Here is a 20414-nt window from a genome sequence, read left to right on the forward strand (position 1 = left end):
CGATCGGCGGCTCAGCGGAGGGCGTACTCCGCGTCGCCCACCGCGGCCACCTTCGGCCCGGCCACGCCGACGGCCGTGCCCGCCGCGCTGGCGGTACCCGGATACAGGTAGAAGCTGCCGACCACGTCGACGACCACGTCCGCGCGTCCGGTCAGGTTGTGTACGTGGAAGGCGTCCCGTGGCCCGAGCCCGACGAGCACTCCGTTGGAAACGATCTGACCGGCCTCCGGATTCAGGTTGCTGGAGGCGGGTTTCGCCATGCCGGCATCGGCCGGCCAGACGGTGAGCACCGTGTTCTTCTCGGGAGTCACCGCCGTCACGTTGGTGGCCAGCACCTGGGTGGCGCCGTCGATCAAGCCGGGCGGTGGGTTGCCGGCCAGGTCGACCCGGCCGGTCTCGGCGGAGCTGAGGGTCCGCAACCGCATCCCGATCCGGCTGTCCACGATCCGCACCGGGCCGTTCGCGCGGAAACGGAGCCCGTTGGCGACCAGGCCGTCGTCGATCACGCCGACCAGGTCGACCACCAGGTGCGTGGTGGCGGAGCTGTAGATCATGTAGCGAGCGACGTCCTCCATGCCGCAGTGGATCAGGGGGCAGCGGTGGGTCGTGACGTACGCCAGGTTCGGCACCACCTCGCCCGCCCGGTAGTTGACCGTGGAGATCTCCGGCGCGGCGCCCTCCCCGGACCACGCGGTGAGGAAGCCGTCCTTCAGCGGCTGGACCGCGGTGATGTTGAGGACCAGTGCCTTGACGTGCGAGTTGTAGTCCACCTTGCCGAAAGCGGCGAAGTCCACCCAGTCGTTGAGCGCGGCCCCGGCGGGCAGTGCGCCCCGATGGTCAGTGCGGCTGTCGAAGAGCCGGACGGGCGCCACCGGCCGGTACTGCCCGCCCTGGCCCAGACCGGTCGGCGCGACGCTCGCCCCGTGGTGGAAGCCGACCACGTCGACCACCACGTGAGTGCTTCCGGCCCGGTTGTAGATCGAGATCCGCCCGCTGCTGTCGAGCTGGACGGTGACGTTGTTGGAGCCGAGCCAGTCCTTGGCGAAGTTGACCGACGATGCCGTGGGTCGCGCCTCGCCGGCGGGATAGACCGTGAGGAAGCTGCTGGCGGTCGGACCGGTGACGGTCACGTTCAGCACGGCGGCGGCGACGCCGCTGCCCGGCACCCCGGCGCGTCCCGCCACCTGAAGCACGAGTGACGAGTCCGGCCCGAGCTTGCCCTGGTGTCCACCGAGCCCCGACCGGGTGTCCAACAGCCGGGCCGGGCTGACCGGGTAGTACGTGCCCTTGACGCCGTCCGTGACGGTGGCCTCGATCGGGACCGCCTGGCGGCCGGCCGGACCGTTGTCGGGCAACTGGAGCACGGCGGTCCTGCGGGCCAGTTGGTCGGGCCGGAAGGTCAGCGCCACCCGGCAGCTGGAGCCGGGCGCGATAACCCGACCGGAACAGGTGTCTTCGCTAACCGTGAAGGCACCGGGATCGGCGCCACCGAGACTGGCGGCACCGAACTGGACATCCAAGCTGCCGGCGGAGCTGAACTCGACCGACGTCGACCCGGACTCGCCGACGCGCACCGGCTCGAAGGAGAGGCGGGACCGGTCGGGCACCGCGGCCACGTAGTCCAACGAGGAGTTGTACCGGATCTCGCCGCTGATCGGCACCGGCTGGCCGGCGCAGGTGAACCGGTAAAGGGCGGCGAACACGTCCACCACTCCCGTTGCCGCATCCTGCCGCAGCTCCTGCACGGTGATCGAGCCGGTGCTCTCCGCGCAGCTGTAGCGGGCGGTCGAGGTGAGTTCGAGTCGGGCGTGGCTGGTATCCGCCACCGGAGCGGTCGGGTAGGTCCGGCCCACCTCCCAGCTCCCGCCGAAGGGCGGTGCGGTGGCGAGGTTGGTCCGATATTCCGTGGTGCCGCTGGGCACGACCGCCTCGATGAGGAACGATCCGCCGGGCTCGCTCTCCACCCGCATCGTGGCGGAACTGTCGTCGTAGGCGGCGGACCTGCCCACCGACAGCGGGGCATGCTCGCCGAGGTTGACGGTGAGGGCCGTGTACGGCGCGGTGGGAGCGGCCAGCGCCATCCCCGGTAGCAGGGCCGTGGCACAGGCCCCGGCGGCGAGGACGCCGAGGAAACTGCGAATTCTACGCAACTGGACACCCCGTGAGATCGAAAGCGGACGAAGGAAGCCGATCGGCGAAGCCCACCGGGGCCCGACGCGAGCGAAGAAGGGGCCGCAAGCCTGCGGGATTGCGGCCACAGTAGGGGCTGGCGGCAAGACCGGCAACCCCTGCCGGCATTGGCCGGGAATGGACAATGCGCATATCCGGATCAGTGCCGGACAGTGACCTGCCAGCCCGGCGGGGAACACCCATGGCCAGCTTCGATGGGCCTCGGGCGGATCCCGAGGTGGGGCAGGCCGACGTGTCGAACTGCCCCACCTCGATCGGCGCCGACCGGCCCGTAGGCCTGAGCCACCGGTCGGTCCGCCGGCTCGGGAGCGGCTCAGAACCCGAGGACGGCCCTGCCCCCGACCACCGGCAACCGCAGCTCGCTGTCGACCGGGGCGACCCGCAGCCGGGTGCCGCCGAGCGGCAGCAGGGTGTACTCCTGGTCGGTGGAGAAGACGACCAGGCCGATCCGGTGGCCGGCCGGGAAGACGTAGTCCTTCGGCTCCAGGGTCCACCGGTAGTCGTACAGCTTGCCCTGCTTCACCGGCCGGGTGCGGGCCGGGTCCGTGCGGTTCTGCGGGTCCATCCAGCCCCTGGTCACCACCGTCGGTGCGGCGGTCGATCCGGCCGGGCCGTAGTCCACCAGGTACACGGTGAGGTTGGCGTCCGGCTTGTTGTCGATCGCCATCCGCAGCCGCATCTCCGGCCGGCCGGAGATGCGGACGTCCTGGCTCAGGGCCGGGGAGCGGTAGACGAGCCGGTGCGGGCTCGCCGTGTCCGGGTTGGCCACCAGGGTGTCCGGGTGGATGGTCCGGCCCTCGTCGACGAAGCCCTGCTCGACCTTCCCCTTCGGCCGCTTGCCGGCGGTGAGCGTGCCCGGCCCGGTGGCGTCGGTCGCGGCCAGCTTCAGCCCGACCTCACGGGCGCCCGGGTCGGGCCAGTTGGCGTACGTGGTGTAGACCCGGTTCTCCCGCTGCACCACCGCGGTCGGCTCGTCCATGATCCCGTTGCGTACGCCCCAGAGCCAGTAGTCGAACCAGCGGTTCTCGGTCTGCTTGTAGGTCCAGGTCCGGCCGTCGGGCAGGGTCACCGACGCGTTGCTGCCCGGGCCGCCGTGCCCGCCCTGGTGCAGCCAGATCCTGCGCGGGACGTCACGCCGGGCCAGCTCGTCCCACCAGCCGGCGAAGTGCTCGGTCTTCACGTTCCAGTCGTTGAGGCCGTGCACCACGAAGACGCTCGCCTCGACGCGTCGGGCGTCGAGGTGGTCGCGCTCCCGCCAGAACCTCGTGTAGTCGCCGGTCACCCTGTCCTGCTCCGCGGTGAGCCGGGCGATCTCGTCGGCACAGGGCCCCTCGGCCCGGGCCTGGCCGGCGGTGAACCGGGCCAGGACGTCGGTGTCCTCGCCCTGGAACGTCCCGGGCGCGACGACCAGCCCGTTGGCCCGGTAGTAGTCGTACCAGCTGCTGATCGCGGCGACCGGCACGATCGTGCGGAGACCCTCGACCCCGGTGGTGGCCACCTGGTTGGGCAGCGTGCCGTTGTAGGAGACGCCGGTCATGCCGACCGCGCCGGTGGTCCAGCCGGCGCTGACCGGCGCGCCGTTCGCGTCGTACCCCGGCGCACGACCGTTCAGCCAGTCGACGACCGCCCTGGTGCCGAGCGTCTCGGCCCGGTCGCCGCTGGTCGGACACCCGTCGGAGTCGCCGGTGCCGACGCTCTGGCCGAGCACCACCGCGTAGCCGCGCGGCACGTAGTAGTCGTCCAGCGAGCCGGGCAGGTTGGCCTTCGCCCCGGCCCGCTGGACACCCAGGTCGAGTGCCCGCAGCCCGGAGCCGCGGGTCAGGCCGTTCTGCGGCAGCTCGTCCACCAGCACGCTCGGGTACGGCACGTCGCCCCAGACGTCCTTGCGGTACGGGCTGTGCTCGAAGATGACCGGCACCTTGAGCCCCTGGGTGGCGGTCTCGCGGGGCCGGGAGATGTCGATCGCCACCCGGTCGAGCCGGCCGTCGTGGTCGGTGTCGACGGTGGTCTGCACGTACACCCGCTCCTCGATCGCGTCGGCGAGCGAGAACACCGGCTGGGTCATGCCGTCGACGACCACGATGCCGGGTGGGGTGGTGGCCGCGGGTCGGGCCGCCGCCGGGGCGGCGCTGAGCAGCAACGCGCCGGACACGCCGACGGCGAGTAGGGCCAGGGAGGGGGAACGACGCACGCGCGTCTCCCTTCGGTCGGGCTGATGGCCACGCTCGGCCAGGGGTGTCCCGAACATGTCACAGGTTGGGCGCTGTCGGCAGTCCCGTCGATCGGTCGGACCGACGGTCCATCCACACCAGAGTGAGGCGGACGCGGCCGGCCCCGATCAGCGGGACGGCCCGGCCGGCCAGAACTGGAACAGGAACGACTCCACGCCGCGCAGCTCCTCGATGCCGGCCCGGGGTGTCGCCGCGGCGATGCGGGACCGCCCACTGCTGTACGCCCGCAGCTCGTAGCGGCCGGGCGGGCCGACCCGGAGGACGTGCGTGTCGGTCGGCTGGATCTCCAGGTAGCCGCTGTCCAGCCGGACCTGTCCGGCCTTGCCGCTCTCCCACCCGTCGAGCACGGGCGGTGCCGCGTCCCAGATCTCGACGGTCACGGTCGCGTAGTGGTCGGTGGCGCCGGCGCTGATCGCCACCACGCAGTTCGGGGTGACCGACAACCAGTCCCCGCCGGACAGGCCGTAGTCGCCGGCGTCGTCGAGGAGCACGATCATGCGGCGCGAGACGAGTGTCTCCGTCTCCAGCCGGGCCAGGCATCGGGGCATCGGCGGTCCTTCCCGGCCGCGACCGTGCCCGCCAGCGGCGTGGCGGGCACGGTCGGCGCCGTGACGGTGTCGGTGGGCACCCGGCGTACCGGGCACCCGGCCGACCTTACTGGTGGATCTGCAGGGATCCCCCGCCCAGCGGTTGGGGATCGCTCACGTCCAGGTCGTAGCCGGCCTGGCCGCGGTTGTCGTAGAGCAGTGTCTCCTGGGGGTACGGCCCGGCCGACAGCGGCCAGACCACCAGCCGTACGGCATCCGGCGTGTCGATGCCGTACGCGACGAACCCGTAGCCGGGCACGCCGTTGACGGTGCCGATGCCCTTCACCGCGACCTTCCGGTCGACGGTGACCACGAGCCACTCCAGCGCGGTCGAGTCGAGGTCGAACGCGGCGCCCTGCAACGAGGCGTTCACCTTGCCGCCACCGGGCACCGGCCCCGTCTCACCGGGCAGGTACTTCGGGTTGAAGGTGACGGTCAACTTGCCGGCCGCGTCCGGGTGGTCGACGAGCGCCCCGGCCGGGGAATCGAGGAAGCCACCCTGGGTGCTGAACCCGCCATCAGGGTCGTAGACGATCACCAGGACGCTAGCCGCGCCGGCGATCCCGCCGTCGTCGTCGGTGACGCCGGTGCTGATCGTGTACATCCCCGCCCGGGTGTAGGTGTGCTCGCGTACGCACTGCCGCCCGTACGAGGTGAAGTTCTGGGAGGTGCCGTCGTCCCAGTTCACCGCGCAGACGTGGGTGTCGTTCAGGCCGGGGTCGGTGAAGTCGGCGGTCAGCTTGACCGACGTGCCGACCCGGAACACCTGCCACGGCGTGGGCGTGACTATGCCGCTCGCCGTGGCGGGTGCGGCGGTGACCACCAGCGGGGCGGGCTGCGACCCGGCGACCGCGGGGGCCACGTTGTGCACGGTGACCGTCGCGCTGTCGCTGACCGAGCCGTTGACCCCGTCGTTGGCCGACAGCGTCACCGTGTAGGTGCCGTCGTCGGTGCAGCTGATCCCGGTGGTGGTGCTCCCCTCGGCGGTGAAGCTGCAGGAGGCGCCCGGGTCGGTGTCCGGCCCCGGCGCGTACGTCCAGCCGGTCGTCGGCGTGCTCTCCGCGTCGGACGCGCTGCCGCTGAGCGTGATGACCGAGCCCTCGTCGCCGCTGACGTCCTGCCCCGCGTCGACGGTCGGCGGCAGGTCGGTGACCCCACCGTCGTCCGGCTCGTCCTCGCACGCCTCCGGGCCGCTGGTGTCCGGCACGTCGGTGATGTGCACGAAGAACTCGTCCTCCGCGGCGGTGGGCACGGTCGGCTGCCAGACCAGGACCCGGTCGTCGCGGTAGTACCGCTTCAGCGCCAGTCCGGCGCACCGGTTGTCGGCCGCCGTCACCCCGAGCACGGAGAAGTTCCAGTCACCGACGCCCGCTCCCTCCCGGGTCGAGGCGAACGGGAATTCGTCGCACTGCTGGTCCGGCGGGTTGTACTTCTCCGCCGGCAGACCCAGCTCGTAGTAGGGGAAGCCGCGCTGGCAGGCCTGGTCCTTCTGGTAGCTGTTCCGGCTGTAGTAGGTGCCGCCGGCCGGGTGGCTCGGCACGGTCTCGGTGATCCGGTGCAGACCGGGCGCGTCGCGGTTGTCGACGAACTTGCCGGGGACCTGCTTGCCGTCCTTCAACGGCCACGACGTGCAGCCGGGATCCAGCGCGCACTGGATGTGCCGCGCCACCTCGCCGTGCTTCGGGCTGATCGCCGAGTACTGCAGGTGCGGGATGACGTCGTCGAAGATGCACGCCTTGGACCGGCTGCGGGCGAAACCGACGGACGCCGAGTCGCACCGGATCGTGTGCGACTGCGCGAACTTCTGCGCCGGCACGCCGGGCAGCACGTGGGAGAAGACCCGTGACTTCAGGTGCCACAGGTGCCGCTTGACCTTGTCCGGGCCGTCGCCGCTGTCGGACGACGCCACCGTCCAGGAGTGCCAGCTTCCGTCGGTGTTCCAGTCGTCCATCGTCTTGCCCGCGGTCGCGCCGCCGGCCGAGCATCCGTCGAGCCAGCTGTCGCAGTCCGCCCATACGTGCAGCAGGGCGCTGCGCAGGGCTGCCTGATCCCACGGCCAGCCGCCCTCGTAAACCGCCGAGCCGGGCTCGGAGCGCAGGAAGACCCGCACGTCGCGGTTGCCGTCGTCGCGACCGTACGCGGCGGCCCGGAAGATCACGCTGACCCGGCCCACCTCGTCCTGGTCCTCGTCGAGCACGATGCCACCGATGCGGCCGCGCTGGCACCAGTGGAAGCGGTTGTAGACCCGGCCGTACTCACCGCGGCCGCCGTCGCTGTCCCAGCACGGGGCGAGGTAGCTCTCGTCCGGCGCTGCTGGCGGCCGGCGCGCCCCGCTCGGGGCCGCCAGCGCGGTGCCCTCCCCGGCACCGGAGAAGGACTTGTCGCCCAACCGCTCCGCCAGGGCGCGGGCGTCCTCCGCGGTGGGCTCGCGCTCCTCCGCCGGCGCGAGCGACCGCTGCGCGGCCTGCGGCACCGCGTCGCCGTCGGCCTCGATCGGTGCGAAGAACGGCCGGATCGTGAACGGCTCGGCCGTCGGCAACTCCGTCGTGGATGGTTCGGCCGCCGCGGCTCCCGGCGCCGCCACCAGCGCGGTCATCACGAGAGCCGTCGAGAGGGCCGCAGCCGCCAGTCGGCATCTCAGCCCGTGGTGTATCGCCACGTCACACCCTCCAATTCCGGCCAGGTGCCGGCTCCACCGCGCGACATCCATGGACGGTCATATATGGAGGGCACGCTAGCCCGGCCGGCACCGAGCCGTCCGCCCCGTGCTGACCGAATTGCTCGATTGCAACCCTTAGCGGATGGAACTTTCTTCACCTGATTGCGCAGTACCGCGAAGACGAGCACCCTCCGGACGCACCCGGCAGCGTCCTCCGGTGCTCAGTCGTTCTCCCCGTCGGGGCCATCCCGACCGACGGTCCCGCCGCCACCCCGGCCGGGCGCCGCGAGCGCCAGCAGCCCGATCGCGAGGACCGCCAGGAGCGCCAGCAGCGGCGCCGTGACCAGGCCGGCCGACGGGGCGTCGAGGATCGCGGTGGCGACGAAGGCCTCGGAGCGGACTCCGACCGCCAGGAACGCCTGTGGCTCGGCGACCGCGTCCGCCTCGGGCCAGACCATCGGCCGGGCCGGCCCCGTGGCCGTCAGGTCGGCGCTGAGCACGGCGGCGGTCAGCAGCAACGCGCCCAGCACGGCCGGCACGCCGGAGCGCCACCGCCGGCCGGCGGCCACCACGAGCACCGCCAGCGCGGCGGCGACCGCCACCATGGTCGGCACCCGGGCGGCGAGCGTGACCAGCCGCCGGGCCAGCGTCCCGCCGCCGAAGTCGACGAGCAGGACGACCGCCACCACCGCGACGACGGCCCAGCCGATCCGGCGCGGCCACCGCGCCTCGGTCCGCGGCCGGTCGGCCAGTGTCAGCACCGTGCCACCGCAGATCAACGACACACCCAGCAACGTCGGCCAGTGCTCGGTGAGCTGGGCCGACAACGCCTCACCCAGCCAGGCCAGGTCGGTGCCGACCGAATACGGACCGGGCGTGCTCAGCGGCGCGTAGAACGGCGACAGGTACCTCGGCCCGCCCAAATCCCGGGCCGCCACCACGGCGTCGACCGCGAGTACGGCGACACCGGCAGCCACGGCGGGGCGGCCCCGCCCGCCGCCGAGCAGCACGATCGCGGCAAGGCCGGCGAGAGCCACGCCGGTCGCCTGCCCGGCGAGCACCGGCGCGTCCGACAGCGCGCCGAGGACGTGCACCACCGCCGCGCCGCCGACCACCGACCAGCACACCGTTCCCGCAGACAGCCGCACGGCGCACATCCAATCACGCCGATCCGGGTCGGCGCGCGGCGGTTCGACCGCGGGGAGCGCCGCCGCACTACGTGCCGAAGGCGCTGAGCTCGCGGGCCGGGACGGGCACCACCGCCATTGATGATCGACTTGTGTTGAGCTGATGACGGCGGACGGCAGGGTAGGCTCACCTTCCGGGGTGCCCGGGAGGCGACGCGACCCGAGGAGGCACGACATGGAGAAGGCCAAGGTCGAGCAGACCGGCACGAAGAAGCTCGCGCTCAAGGTCCGCAAGCTGGAGAAGCTGGAGACGACGGCCGTCCGCGACGCGGTCGGCGGCTGATTCCACGCCCGGCACTTCGGTCGCCATCAAACATCGGGGGTGGCGACCGAAGTGCCGTCTCCACACCAGGTTCCGTCCGGACCCGGTCCGGGTCGGTCCGGGTCGGGCCCCTGTCCCAGCGAGCGCTTGTGAGGTCGCGGATGCCCATACTCAGGCCGCGCGTCAAGAGCGTGCACCAGCCGTACCGCCTGCCGGGAGACCGACTGCTCATCGGCCTGATGCAGTACGGCGTGGCCGCCGAGATCCAGGACGACGAGGACGGCACCATCGCCCGGCTCCTGACGTTGCTGGACGGCACCCGCGACCTGGCTGAGATCTGCGCGGACCTCGCCGTCACTCACCCGGGTCTCGACGAGGAGAGCGTCCGCGAGGTGGTGAACCAGCTGATCGAGCAGGGGTTCATCGAGGACGCCGGCGCGCCGCTGCCCGACGGATTCCCGCCCGAGGCCGCCGCCCGGTACGACCGTGCACGACACTTCTACTCCTGGATCGACCCCGCTCCGCGGCAGTCGCCCTTCGAGGTCCAGGCGCGGATCGGCCGGGCCCGGGTCGCCCTGCTCGGCCTCGGTGGCACCGGTACCGCGGTGGCCGCCGGCCTGGTCGCCAGCGGCGTCGGCAGCCTGCACTGCGTCGACTTCGACGTCGTCGACGAGCCGAACCTGACCCGCCAGTTGCTCTACACCGAGCGCGACGTCGGCCAGCCGAAAGTGAAGGTCGCGGTGGAGCGGCTGCGGGCGATGAACTCCCGGGTGGAAATCACCGGTGAGGAGTGCCAGGTGCGCTCCGCCGAGGACGTCGTCCCCCTGATGGCCGGCTGCGACGCCTTCGTGCTCTGCGCCGACAAGCCCGTGCGGCTGATCCAGAGCTGGACGAGCGAGGCCGCGCTGCGTACCCAAACGCCCTGGTTCATGGCCCTCTACACCGGCCCGATGACCGTCGTCGGCTCGTTCCTGCCGTACCAAACCGGCTGCTACACCTGCCTGTGCCGCCGTCAGAACCAGCACGAGTTCTACACGAACGGCACGCCGCTGATCCAGGTGGAGCGGCCCAACGCAGTCATCGCAGCGAGCGCCAACGTCACCGGGCACATGTGCGCACTGGAGGTCCTCTACCACCTCGGCGGGCTGCCGCGGCAGGTCGTCGGGCGGGTCTTCCACCACAACGTCGCACGCTGGGAGCATCAGTACTTCGTGGACGTGTCGCGCGACCCCGACTGCCCCTCCTGCGGGCCCGGAGCACCGCTGACGGTGCGGAGATGACCGGGATGGAGGCGGCGTCGGCAGGGTCGGGCGTGGCGACCGACAGCCTTGTCCGGTTCCACCCGCTTCGGGTCCGTCCGTCCGACGACGACCCGGACATGGTGGTGGCGGGTCGGCCGGACGTCGGCGAGTTCGTGGAGTTGCCGGCGGTCGGCGCCCGGGCCGTCGAACTGCTCGACGCCGGGCTGTCGATCGGCGCGGCCGAGCACCGGCTCGTCACCGAACACGACGTCGACGTCGATTTGGTGGACCTGGTGGAGGCGCTGCGCGAGGCGGGCCTGGTCGCGAAAATCGACGGTCGGCCGGTCGTCGACCCGCACCGCCCGCTCCGACCGCACCTGCCCGGCCTACGGGCCGGGCACGTGAGCTGGCTCTTCGGCCCGGCGGCGAAGCTGGCCTACCTGGCGCTGGTCGCGACGACCCTGGTCACCGTCGTACGCGATCCCGACCTGCTGCCGTCGTACCGGGACTTCTTCTGGACCGACTACGTCGGCCTCGCCGTGCTGGTCAACACCGCGCTCTTCTCAGTCACAGTGACGATTCACGAGCTGAGCCACCTGGTCGCGGCCCGCTCGCTGGGCGCGCCGGCGCGGATCCGGTTCGCGACCCGGCTGCACCACCTGGTGCTGGAGACCGACGTGACGGCGATCTGGTCGGTGCCGCGCCGGAACCGGTACCGGGTCTACCTGAGCGGGCTGCTCTGGGACCTCGCCGTCGTCTGCGGCGCGCTACTGCTGATCGGGTACGCCGGGCCGCCGCCGCTGGTCGAAGGGCTGCTGGCCGCCGTCGTGCTGGTGATCGTCATGTCGATGGTGCTGCAACTGCACGTCTACATGCGCACCGACCTCTACTTCGTCCTGCTCGACCTGCTGCGGTGCCGCAACCTGTTCCACGACGGCCTCGCGTACGCCCGACACCTGCTGCGCCGGTGCGGCCACGCGGCGCTGCCCCGCCGGGTGGCGGCGGCCGGGACGGATCCGAGCGCCGAGCTGCCGGCGCACGAGCGCCGCGCGGTGCGGCTCTACTCGGCGGCGGTCGTGCTCGGCAGCCTGGTCGCGCTGGCCAGCTTCGTCGGCTTCGGGATCCCGATCCTGCTGAACGGGGCGGTCCAGGCCGGCTCGGCGGTGATCGCCGGCGCGACCGGTGGAAGCCTGCTCGCGGCCGTGGACGGGGCGCTGGTGCTGGCGGTCGAGGGCACCCTGCAGGCGATCTACCTCGGCACGCTCTACCGCCGGCACGCCCGTCGCCGCCGGACGCCGGCCAGCAACCGGGACGTGCCGCGGGCCGCGCCGATGCCCGCCGGCTGACCGGGCGGGGTGGCCCGCTCGGCCGGCCGCCACCCCACCCCGGGACGCCACGTTGCCCATTTCCCGCCCTCGCCTACTGTCGAGCCTGACACGGCGACCGCGAGCCACCGATCGCGGTCGCCCTGACCGGCGCTTCGGAGGGCGAACAGGTGCCAGCGGTGACGTTCCGGCTGCTCGGTCCGGTCGAGGTGCGCGTCGACGACCGGCCGGTACCCGTGGGCGGCCCGCGTAGCCAGGCCATGATGGCCGCGCTGCTGCTGGAAGCCAACCGCCTGGTCCCGGTCTCCCGGCTGGTGGACGCCGCCTGGGGCGACCATCCCCCGGCGAGCGCCGAGGTGCAGGTCCGCAACCGGGTGGCCGCCGCGCGGCGAGCGATGCGCGAGGCCGGACTTCCCGCCGACGTCATCGGCACCCAGGGCTCCGGCTACCTGCTGACGGTCGCCGACGGTCAGCTCGACCTGGACGTCTTCGAGGCACGGGTCCGCCAGTCCGACCGGCACCTCGACCAGGGCGCGCCGGAGGCCGCCGTGGCCAGCCTCCGGGAGGCGCTGGCGCTGTGGCACGGCCCGGCGCTGGACGGCCTGCGTACGCCGGCGCTGACCGCCGCCGCCCAACGCCTCGACGAGCGCCGGATGACGGTGGTCGAGCGGTGCCTCGATCTCGAACTGGGCCTCGGCCGGTACGACGAGGTGATCGGCCGGCTGCTGGAACTCGTCGAGGCGTACCCGTGGCGCGAACCGCTGGTCGGCCGGCTCATGCGGGCGCTGTACCTGACCAACCGGCCGGGCGAGGCGCTGGACCGCTTCGACCAGTTCCGCCGCCGCCTGGTCCAGGAGCTCGGCGTCGACCCGACCCCGGAGCTGGCCCGGCTACGCGACCTGATCCTGCGCAACGACCCCAGCCTCCAGGTCGTACCAGAGCCGGTGGTGAAGGACCTCCACCAGGAGGTCCGCCGCGGTGCGCCGCGGCCGACGGGCCAGCCGACCGCCGACGCCCGGACCAGGACCGCGGCGCCGGAGCGACGTGGTGCGTCGGCCGGCGAGGTGCTGTGGTTCGGGTTGCTCGGCCCGCTGCGGGTGGAACGCGACGGCTCGGCGCTGCCGGCCCTCCCACCCCGCTCCCGCATCGTGCTGGCCTGCCTGCTGGTGCGGGCCGGTGACCCCGTCGATCTCGACACCCTGGCGGAGGAGATCTGGGGCATGGATCCGCCCGCGGCGGCCCACGCCGAACTGCGCGAACTCGTCGACGCCGTCCGGCACCACCTCGGCCCGACCGGTCAGGACCTGCTGGTGCCCGCCCGGGACGGTTACGTCCTGCACCTGACGCCGGACCAGCTCGACGCGCAGACCTTCCGGCAGCTGACCGGCGCCGCCCGGACCGGCAACGATCAGGATCAGGCGCTGTCCCTGCTGGACCGGGCGTTCGCCCTGCGCCGCGGAGTGACGCTCGCCGACGTACGAACCGGACCGCTGCTCAGCTGGTACACGGCGCAGCTCGACGCGGAGTTCACCTACGCCGTGGAGGAGCAGGCCGCCCTGCTGTTGCGCCTGGATCGGGCGAAGGACGCGGTGCCGCTGCTGCGCCGGCACGTCGCCGCCAATCCGACCCGGGAACGGGCGCACGCCCTGTTGATGAACGGGCTCAGCCAGGCCGGCGATCCGGCGGGGGCGCTGGAGGCGTACGAACGTGCCCGGCTGGCCCTGCGTGAGCAGCTCGGCATCGAACCGGGGCCGGATCTGCGGCAGGCCCACCGTGCGGTGCTGACGCATGACAAGACGCTCTGGACGCCCGGCGATCCGGTCACCGGTCCGGCGCCGTCGGCGGAACCGGCCGGGGTCCGACCGCGGCAGTTGCCGCCCGCGCCAGCCGTACTGGTCGGCCGGGTTCGGGAGCGCACCGCCCTGCGGCTCGCCGCCGGTGCGTCCCGCACCGGAGCGCGTCCGGCCGTGCTCGCCCTCAACGGCCCCGCCGGCTCCGGAAAGTCGACCCTGGCGGTGTGGCTGGCGCACCGGTTCGCCGACCGGTTCCCGGACGGCCAGCTCTACCTGGACCTGCAGGGTTCCACCCCGGCGCTCACCCCGCTCACGCCGCTCGCGGCACTGACCCGGCTGTTGACCGGCCTGGGCCTGCCCGCCTCGGCGATCAGTGGCGACCACGCGGAGGCGACCGCCCAGTTCCGCTCCCTGTCGGCCAGCCGCAAGGTGCTGATCCTGCTCGACAACGCCATCGACGCGCACCAGGTCGCCACGCTGTTGCCCGCGTCGGCGGACTGCCTGGTGCTGGTGACCAGCCGGATAATGCTCAACTCGCTGGACGGCGCGGTGCACGTGCCGGTCGGCCCGCTGTCACCCGCGGAGTCCGTACGGATGCTCGCCGAGCTGGTCGGTGCGGAACGGGTGGCCGCGGAGCCGGAGCAGGCCGCCCGGCTCGGCCGGCTGTGCGAGCACCTTCCGTTGCCGCTGCGGGTGGTCGGTGCCCGGTTGGCCGCCCACCCGGCGCTGTCGCTCCAGCGGCTGGCGGACCGGCTGACCGACGAGCGCAACCGGCTGGACCTGCTGGAGCTCCCCCAGTTCAGCGTCCGGGCCTGCCTGCGCTCCGGGTATCAGCAGCTACACGAATCCGGGACCCTGGTGGACCAGCAGGCGGCCCAGGCGTTCCGCCTGCTGGCGGAGCTGGCCGTGCAGCCGTTCGACGCCGCCGCCGTCTCCGCGCTGTTGGACGTGCCGGCGGCCCGAGCCGACGCCGTCGTGGAACGCCTGGTCGAACTGCAGCTGCTGGAGCTGCTCGAGTCCGACCGGTACCGCCTGCACGACCTGCTGCGGCTCACCGGCCAGGAACTGATCGACGCCGACGGAGGCGGGCCCGAGACGCGCGCCGCCGCCGAGCGGATCATCGCCTACTACGTGGCGACCGCCTGGCGGGCGGCCAACATCGTCCGGCCGGGACCGCTCGACCGTGGGCCGGTCGAGTCCCCGCACGCGGTGACCTTCCCCGACCCGACGGCCGCCAACGGCTGGCTGGAGCGCGAACTCCCCACGCTGCTGGCCGTCGCCCGCCGTCATCCCGGCACGGCCGCACTGGATCTGCTGCGGGCGATCGGCCCCTACCTGGCGCCCCGGTCCCGTTGGGCGGAGCTCGGTGAGCTCGCGGCGCTCGCCCGGGACGCCGCCGCCGGCGATCTGGCGGGTGAGTCGCTGGCCCTGACCTCACTGGGGCTGGCCCGGCACCGGCTCGGTCACCAGCAGGAAGCGCTGGCGCAGCTCGAGGCCGCGCTGGCGATCCGGAAGCGGACCGGTGACCCGCTGCAGGCGACGACGTTGCAGATCATCGGGTTGATCTACTACGAGATCGAGCGGCCCGCCGACGCCGTCTCCTGTTTCGTCCAGGCGTACCGGCTGTACCGGAAGGCGGGTAACGGCTTCAACATGGCGGTCAGCCTGCACAACCTCGGCGAGGCGTACGACGTCCTGGGCCGCCCGGCGGCCGCGGAGCGCTTCGCCCGCCGCGCGTTGGCGGCCCGGCAGGCGCTCGGCGACCGGTTCCTGGCGATGTCCCGCGTGTCGGTCGGCCGGGCCCTGGTCCGGCAGGGCCGGGCCGAGGAGGCCGGCTCGTGGCTGGACCATGGCATCGCCGAGGCCCGCGAGGTGGGATACGGCGAGGCGGAATGGCACGGCCTGATCGTCCGGTCCGAGGTCGCGGTGCGCCGCGGCGAAGCCGAGGCCGCCCTCGCCGACCTGCACCGCGCGGGTCACCTCGCCGAGGGCCTGGGCCGCCCCTTCCTGTACGGCATCGTGCTGCGGCAGTCCGCCCGGGTGCACGAGATGACCGGGGACCTCGGCCTCGCCGAGTCGAGCCGGGCCGCCGCGCGGGAGATCCTGGACAACTGCGTGACCGGCCGCGATCCCGGGATCGAGAGGTTCCTGGCCGACACCGATCCGGACCGCCGGACGGCGCGTGCCGCCGACCACCGCCGGCCGGGCGACGGCGACCACGGCGGCGCGGACCGGTCCGGGGCGGCAGCCGTCGCTGGCCGGGTCGGCACCGTCGGCGTCCGGCGGCGGTGAGCGACGCTCAGCGGGCCCGCAGGTTGGCGCGCAGGGCGCCGAGGACCACGCCGGGCGTGGCCAGCGAGCGTGGGTGCGCGCGCATGGAGACGACGTCGTTGAAGCGCCGGGCGGTCGGCACGTCCGTGACGGTCGCCGTGACGATCTGCCGGCTGACCCAGCTGGAGAGCCGGTAGCCGCGCGGGTAGGGCCCGTCGACGTGCGGCAGCGCCAGGTCGGCGGAGGTCGACATCGACCAGGCGGCGTCGACCACCACCTTCTGCAGGGCGAGGAACTGGCGCGCGGGCACCCGCAGATCCGGCCCGGACCGCAGGTACGTCGACAGGCAGGCCGCGTGCAGCGCCGCCGCCGTCATCCCCTGCCCGTACACCGGGTTGAAGGACGCCACCGCGTCGCCGACGCTGATCAGCCCGGCCGGGAACCGCTGCAGCGCGGCGAACTCCCGCCGCCGGCTGTCGGCGTGGCGGTAGGTCTGCACGTCGCCGAGCAGTTCACTGCCGGCGACCTCGCCGAACTCCGGTGGGAACTGCTCCCGCAGCCGGCGGACGAAGTCCTCGGCGGTACGCCCCGGCCGGTTGTCGCCGTAGCCGGCCATCATGGCCATCCACCGGCCGTCCTCGATGGCGAAGAACGCGGCCCCGGCCACGTCGGACGCCACCCTCGGGGTGTGCAGCGCCATGACGACCGTCAGGTCCGGATCCGCCTCCCGGCGGCGGAACAGCGCCGTCGCGTAGTTGAGGTGCACGGTCATCCGCCGGGTGACCGGCCGCTCCCAGCCGGCCTGTTCCAGCCAGTCGGACAGCCGGCTCGACCGGCCCATGGCGTCCACCACGAGGTCCCCGCTCTCGACGCCGGACATCCCGTCGACGTCGAAGCGCACCCCGGTGGTCACGGCGCCGTCGACCACCAGGCCGGTGGCGCGGGCGGTGACCGTCTTGACGTTGGGCAGGCGGAGCACCTGCTGGCGGATCAGCCCTTCCAGCAGCGGCCGGCTGCCCGCCAGGCTGTCGGCGTCGTCGGGTACGACGACCTTCCGTCGGCCGTCGAGGTAGCTCCGCCGGGCTGCCGGCGGGGCCTCCACCGCCCCCTGGGCCAGGGCCTGCTCGCGGAACCCGGGAAACAGCTGCTCGAGCTGGAGGAAGCCGCCGGGCAGCAGCGCGTGCAGCTGCGTCCCCTGTGGCACCCCGGGCCGCCCGCCGGGCGCGTGCAGGTCGTCCCGGTCGAGGATGACGACGCTCTCCGCGTGGTCGGAGAGCACCCGCGCGGCGAGCAGCCCCGCGACGCTGCCGCCGACCACCACGGCCTTGCCCAGCACCGGCCACGACCGCTCGGGGGGTCGCACCGCGTTCAGCGCCGCGAAGACCCGAGCCGGGGAGAGGGACATGGTGCTCTCCAAGGGGTACGAGGTGTGGCCTCTGCTCGCCTGGCGGCGATCGTGCCTGGGCGGGCCGGCGGACGAGCCGCCCGACGATCGTCGCACGGACCACGGGCCACCGCCCGGACGGGTTTCCGACAAATCAGGCGTCGTACCGCCGCTGCCCGGCCGCACCATGCTGCTCGGCAGTGGGGCAGGGTCCGGCGGGTGTGCGGCCGGCCACCGGCGACGGTACCGACAGCCGGACCGACGACGGGCGGGCCGGTCGGCGTACGCCGACCGGCCCGCAGGTCGGGATCAGGCGAGGTCGAACCGGTCCAGGTTCATCACCTTGACCCACGCCGCGACGAAGTCCCGGGCGAACTTCTCCCGCGCGTCGTCGCCCGCGTAGACCTCGGCGAGCGCGCGCAGCTCCGAGTTGGACCCAAAGACCAGGTCGACGCGGCTGCCGGTCCACCGGACCTCACCCGTGGCGGCGTCGAGACCCTCGAAGGTGTTCGCGTCCTCGGACGTCGCCCGCCACGTGGTGCCCAGGTCGAGCAGGTTGACGAAGAAGTCGTTCGTCAGCGAGCCCGGGGTGCTGGTGAGGACACCCAGCGGCGACTGCTGGTAGTTGGCGCCCAGGACGCGGAGACCACCGACGAGGACGGTCATCTCGGGCGCGGTCAGGGTCAGCAGGTTCGCCTTGTCGACCAGGAGGAACTCGGCCGGCAGGCGGTTGCCCTTGCCGAGGTAGTTGCGGAACCCGTCAGCGGCCGGCTCCATCGCCGCGAACGACTCGACGTCGGTCTGCTCCTGGGTCGCGTCGGTGCGTCCCGGGGTGAAGGGAACGTCGATGTCGAAGCCGGCGTTCCGCGCGGCCTGCTCGACGCCGACGCCGCCGGCGAGCACGATCAGGTCGGCGAGCGAGACCTTCTTGCCGCCGGTCTGGGCGGCGTTGAACGACTCCTGGATGCCCTCCAGGGTGCGCAGCACCCGCGCCAGCTCGTCGGGGTCGTTGACCTCCCAGCTGTTCTGCGGCTCCAGGCGGATGCGCGCGCCGTTGGCGCCGCCGCGCTTGTCGCCGCCGCGGAAGGTCGACGCCGACGCCCAGGCGGTGGAGACCAGCTGGGGCACCGACAGGCCGGAGGCGAGGATCTGCGCCTTGAGGGCGGCGACGTCGTCGGCGTCGACCAGCTCGTGGTCCACCGCCGGGACCGGGTCCTGCCAGACCAGTACCTCGGTGGGGACCTCGGGGCCGAGGTAGCGCTGGATCGGGCCCATGTCGCGGTGGGTCAGCTTGAACCAGGCCCGGGCGAAGGCGTCCGCGAACTCGTCCGGGTGCTCGTGGAAGCGCCGGGAGATCTGCTCGTAGACGGGGTCGAACCGGAGGGCCAGGTCGCTGGTCAGCATCCGCGGCTCGCGGCGCTTGGTCGGATCGTGCGCCTCCGGCACCATGTCGCTGCCCGCGCCGTTCCTCGGCCGCCACTGGTTGGCACCCGCCGGCGACTTCACCAGCTCCCAGTCGTAGGCGAACAGGATGTGGAAGAACTCGTTGTCCCACCGGGTCGGGTGGTAGGTCCAGGTCACCTCGAGGCCGCTGGTGATCGTGTCCGCGCCCTTGCCGGTGCCGAAGCTGCTCTTCCAGCCCAGGCCCTGCTGCTCGATCGGGGCGGCCTCCGGCTCCGGGCCGACGTGGTCCGCCGGGCCGGCGCCGTGGGTCTTGCCGAAGGTGTGGCCGCCGGCGATCAGCGCGACCGTCTCCTCGTCGTTCATCCCCATCCGGCGGAACGTCTCGCGGATGTCCCGGGCCGAGGCGACCGGGTCCGGGTTGCCGTTCGGACCCTCGGGGTTGACGTAGATGAGGCCCATCTGCACCGCGGCGAGCGGGTTCTCCAGCTCCCGGTCGCCGGTGTAGCGCTGGTTGCCCAGCCAGGTGGTCTCGGGGCCCCAGTAGACGTCCTCCTCCGGCTCCCAGACGTCGGCCCGGCCGCCGGCGAAGCCGAAGGTCTTGAAGCCCATCGACTCCAGGGCGACGTTGCCGGCGAGGATCATCAGGTCGGCCCAGGAGATCCGCTGACCGTACTTCTTCTTGACCGGCCACAGCAGGCGGCGGGCCTTGTCCAGGTTCCCGTTGTCCGGCCAGCTGTTGAGCGGCGCGAAGCGCTGCATGCCGGCGCCGGCGCCGCCCCGGCCGTCGCTGATCCGGTAGGTGCCGGCGCTGTGCCACGCCATCCGGATCATCAGCGGGCCGTAGTGGCCGAAGTCGGCCGGCCACCAGTCCTGCGAGGTGGTCAGCAGCTCCGCGATGTCGCGCTTCACGGCGGCCAGGTCGAGGCTCTGGAACGCCGCGGCGTAGTCGAACTCCTCACCGAGGGGATTCCGCACCGCGGGGTTCTTGGCGAGGATCTTGAGGTTGATGCTCTCCGGCCACCAGCCGCGGTTGCCGCCGCCCTGCGTCGGGTGGGGGGCGCGACCGTGCGCGACCGGGCAGCGGGACTCGCTGCCCGCCTCCGCGTCGTGGACGACGGCCTCGTGGTGCTGGGACATCGGGTTCTCGGACAACGCATTCCTTCCGTGGTGGGCGGAACAGTGGGATCAGGAGTTGCCAGCGGTGGAGCAGTCGGGGCAGCGGCCCCGGTAGACGACCTCGGCCTCGTCGATCGAGAAACCGTGGTCGTCGGACGCGGTCAGGCAGGGCGCCGCGCCGACGGCGCAGTCGACGTCGGCGATCAGGCCGCAGGACCGGCACACCACGTGGTGGTGGTTGTCCCCGGTCCGCGCCTCGTAGCGGGCCACGCTGCCGGGCGGCTCGATGCGCCGCACCAGGCCCGCGGCGGTCAGCGCGCGGAGCACGTCGTACACCGCCTGGCGGGACACCTCGGGGAGGTGCCTGCGCACGGCACCGATGATCGCGTCGGTGTCGGCGTGCGGGTGCGCGTGCACCGCGTTCAGCACCGCCACCCGGGGACGGGTCACGCGCAACGCGGCCCCGCGCAGCATCTGCTGGAAGTCCAGAGCCGTGGCCACGCCCGGAAGTCTGGCCGGTTTTCTGGAATGAGTCAAGAAAAAATCTCGGACGTCACCTCGGCCCGGCCAGGGCCGTCCGCCCCCGCCAGCTCACCGGACCTCGGCGGGCGGGGTCCGGCCGCCATCGAAAGTCGTTTGCCGCCGTACGGCCGGCTCCGGCAGGGTGACCTCCATGACGTTCTGACGGACCCTCGCCACGCACCGAGGCCCCCGCAGCGCCCCCGCAGCGCCGCCAGGGCGCCGCCGTGCCCTTCCGTCCATCC

At 72.8% G+C, this 20414-nt stretch carries 11 protein-coding genes; 3 read left to right on the forward strand and 8 right to left on the reverse strand.

From position 1 onward, the window contains the following. Window positions 1-11 precede the first annotated feature (11 nt). The 5 genes from GA0070609_RS19485 to GA0070609_RS19505 all read right to left on the reverse strand — a co-directional run bounded on the left by GA0070609_RS19485 (window position 12) and on the right by GA0070609_RS19505 (window position 8815). Entirely contained in the window at window positions 12-2150 is a 2139-nt protein-coding gene (locus tag GA0070609_RS19485; RefSeq protein ID WP_157748249.1) for a choice-of-anchor D domain-containing protein, read from the reverse strand. Between the two features lie 353 nt (window positions 2151-2503). Further along, complete coding sequence (locus tag GA0070609_RS19490) at window positions 2504-4381, reverse strand: Xaa-Pro dipeptidyl-peptidase (protein WP_088995112.1); 1878 nt, start codon at window positions 4379-4381, stop codon at window positions 2504-2506. Window positions 4382-4528: 147 nt separating this feature from the next. Then, entirely contained in the window at window positions 4529-4969 is a 441-nt protein-coding gene (locus GA0070609_RS19495; RefSeq protein ID WP_088995113.1) for a hypothetical protein, read from the reverse strand. A gap of 106 nt (window positions 4970-5075) precedes the next feature. After that, on the reverse strand, window positions 5076-7604 hold the full coding sequence (locus tag GA0070609_RS19500; RefSeq protein ID WP_157748250.1) for a NucA/NucB deoxyribonuclease domain-containing protein: 2529 nt from the start codon (window positions 7602-7604) through the stop codon (window positions 5076-5078). A gap of 284 nt (window positions 7605-7888) precedes the next feature. Next, complete coding sequence (locus tag GA0070609_RS19505; protein ID WP_157748251.1) at window positions 7889-8815, reverse strand: hypothetical protein; 927 nt, start codon at window positions 8813-8815, stop codon at window positions 7889-7891. Between the two features lie 462 nt (window positions 8816-9277). Between GA0070609_RS19505 and GA0070609_RS19510 the strand changes: the two genes are divergently transcribed. From GA0070609_RS19510 to GA0070609_RS19520, 3 genes are all read left to right on the forward strand, one after another. Continuing rightward, window positions 9278-10396: a ThiF family adenylyltransferase gene (locus tag GA0070609_RS19510; protein WP_088995115.1), complete on the forward strand. Its 1119-nt coding sequence runs from the start codon at window positions 9278-9280 to the stop codon at window positions 10394-10396. Further along, window positions 10393-11703, forward strand: coding sequence for a hypothetical protein (locus tag GA0070609_RS19515; RefSeq protein ID WP_157748252.1), 1311 nt, complete (start codon window positions 10393-10395; stop codon window positions 11701-11703). The genes GA0070609_RS19510 and GA0070609_RS19515 overlap by 4 nt, the downstream gene beginning before the upstream one ends. A gap of 158 nt (window positions 11704-11861) precedes the next feature. Next, the gene (locus GA0070609_RS19520) at window positions 11862-15767 is read left to right on the forward strand and encodes an AfsR/SARP family transcriptional regulator (protein ID WP_088995117.1); all 3906 of its coding nucleotides are present in this window, start codon (window positions 11862-11864) and stop codon (window positions 15765-15767) included. Between the two features lie 7 nt (window positions 15768-15774). On the opposite strand, the gene GA0070609_RS19525 is transcribed toward GA0070609_RS19520, so the two are convergent. The 3 genes from GA0070609_RS19525 to GA0070609_RS19535 form a co-directional block, all read right to left on the reverse strand. Beyond that, window positions 15775-17151 (reverse strand): FAD-dependent oxidoreductase, encoded by a 1377-nt coding sequence (locus GA0070609_RS19525; protein WP_088995118.1) that lies wholly within the window; start codon window positions 17149-17151, stop codon window positions 15775-15777. Window positions 17152-17439: 288 nt separating this feature from the next. Then, on the reverse strand, window positions 17440-19671 hold the full coding sequence (gene katG, locus GA0070609_RS19530) for a catalase/peroxidase HPI (protein WP_088995119.1): 2232 nt from the start codon (window positions 19669-19671) through the stop codon (window positions 17440-17442). A 48-nt stretch (window positions 19672-19719) separates the two neighbouring features. Further along, the gene (locus GA0070609_RS19535; protein ID WP_197700373.1) at window positions 19720-20124 is read right to left on the reverse strand and encodes a Fur family transcriptional regulator; all 405 of its coding nucleotides are present in this window, start codon (window positions 20122-20124) and stop codon (window positions 19720-19722) included. Between the last annotated feature and the right edge of the window lie 290 nt (window positions 20125-20414).

Source organism: Micromonospora echinaurantiaca (assembly GCF_900090235.1).
Lineage (GTDB): Bacteria > Actinomycetota > Actinomycetes > Mycobacteriales > Micromonosporaceae > Micromonospora > Micromonospora echinaurantiaca.

What these genes read in the sequence shown, in the direction of transcription:
- GA0070609_RS19495 (WP_088995113.1), bottom strand. Translation starts at nt 4,969, where the DNA reads ATGCCCCGATGCCTGGCCCGGCTGGAGACGGAGACACTCGTCTCGCGC.
- GA0070609_RS19500 (WP_157748250.1), bottom strand. Translation starts at nt 7,604, where the DNA reads ATGACCGCGCTGGTGGCGGCGCCGGGAGCCGCGGCGGCCGAACCATCC.
- GA0070609_RS19510 (WP_088995115.1), top strand. Translation starts at nt 9,278, where the DNA reads ATGCCCATACTCAGGCCGCGCGTCAAGAGCGTGCACCAGCCGTACCGC.
- GA0070609_RS19515 (WP_157748252.1), top strand. Translation starts at nt 10,393, where the DNA reads ATGACCGGGATGGAGGCGGCGTCGGCAGGGTCGGGCGTGGCGACCGAC.
- GA0070609_RS19525 (WP_088995118.1), bottom strand. Translation starts at nt 17,151, where the DNA reads ATGTCCCTCTCCCCGGCTCGGGTCTTCGCGGCGCTGAACGCGGTGCGA.
- katG (WP_088995119.1), bottom strand. Translation starts at nt 19,671, where the DNA reads ATGTCCCAGCACCACGAGGCCGTCGTCCACGACGCGGAGGCGGGCAGC.
- GA0070609_RS19535 (WP_197700373.1), bottom strand. Translation starts at nt 20,124, where the DNA reads ATGCTGCGCGGGGCCGCGTTGCGCGTGACCCGTCCCCGGGTGGCGGTG.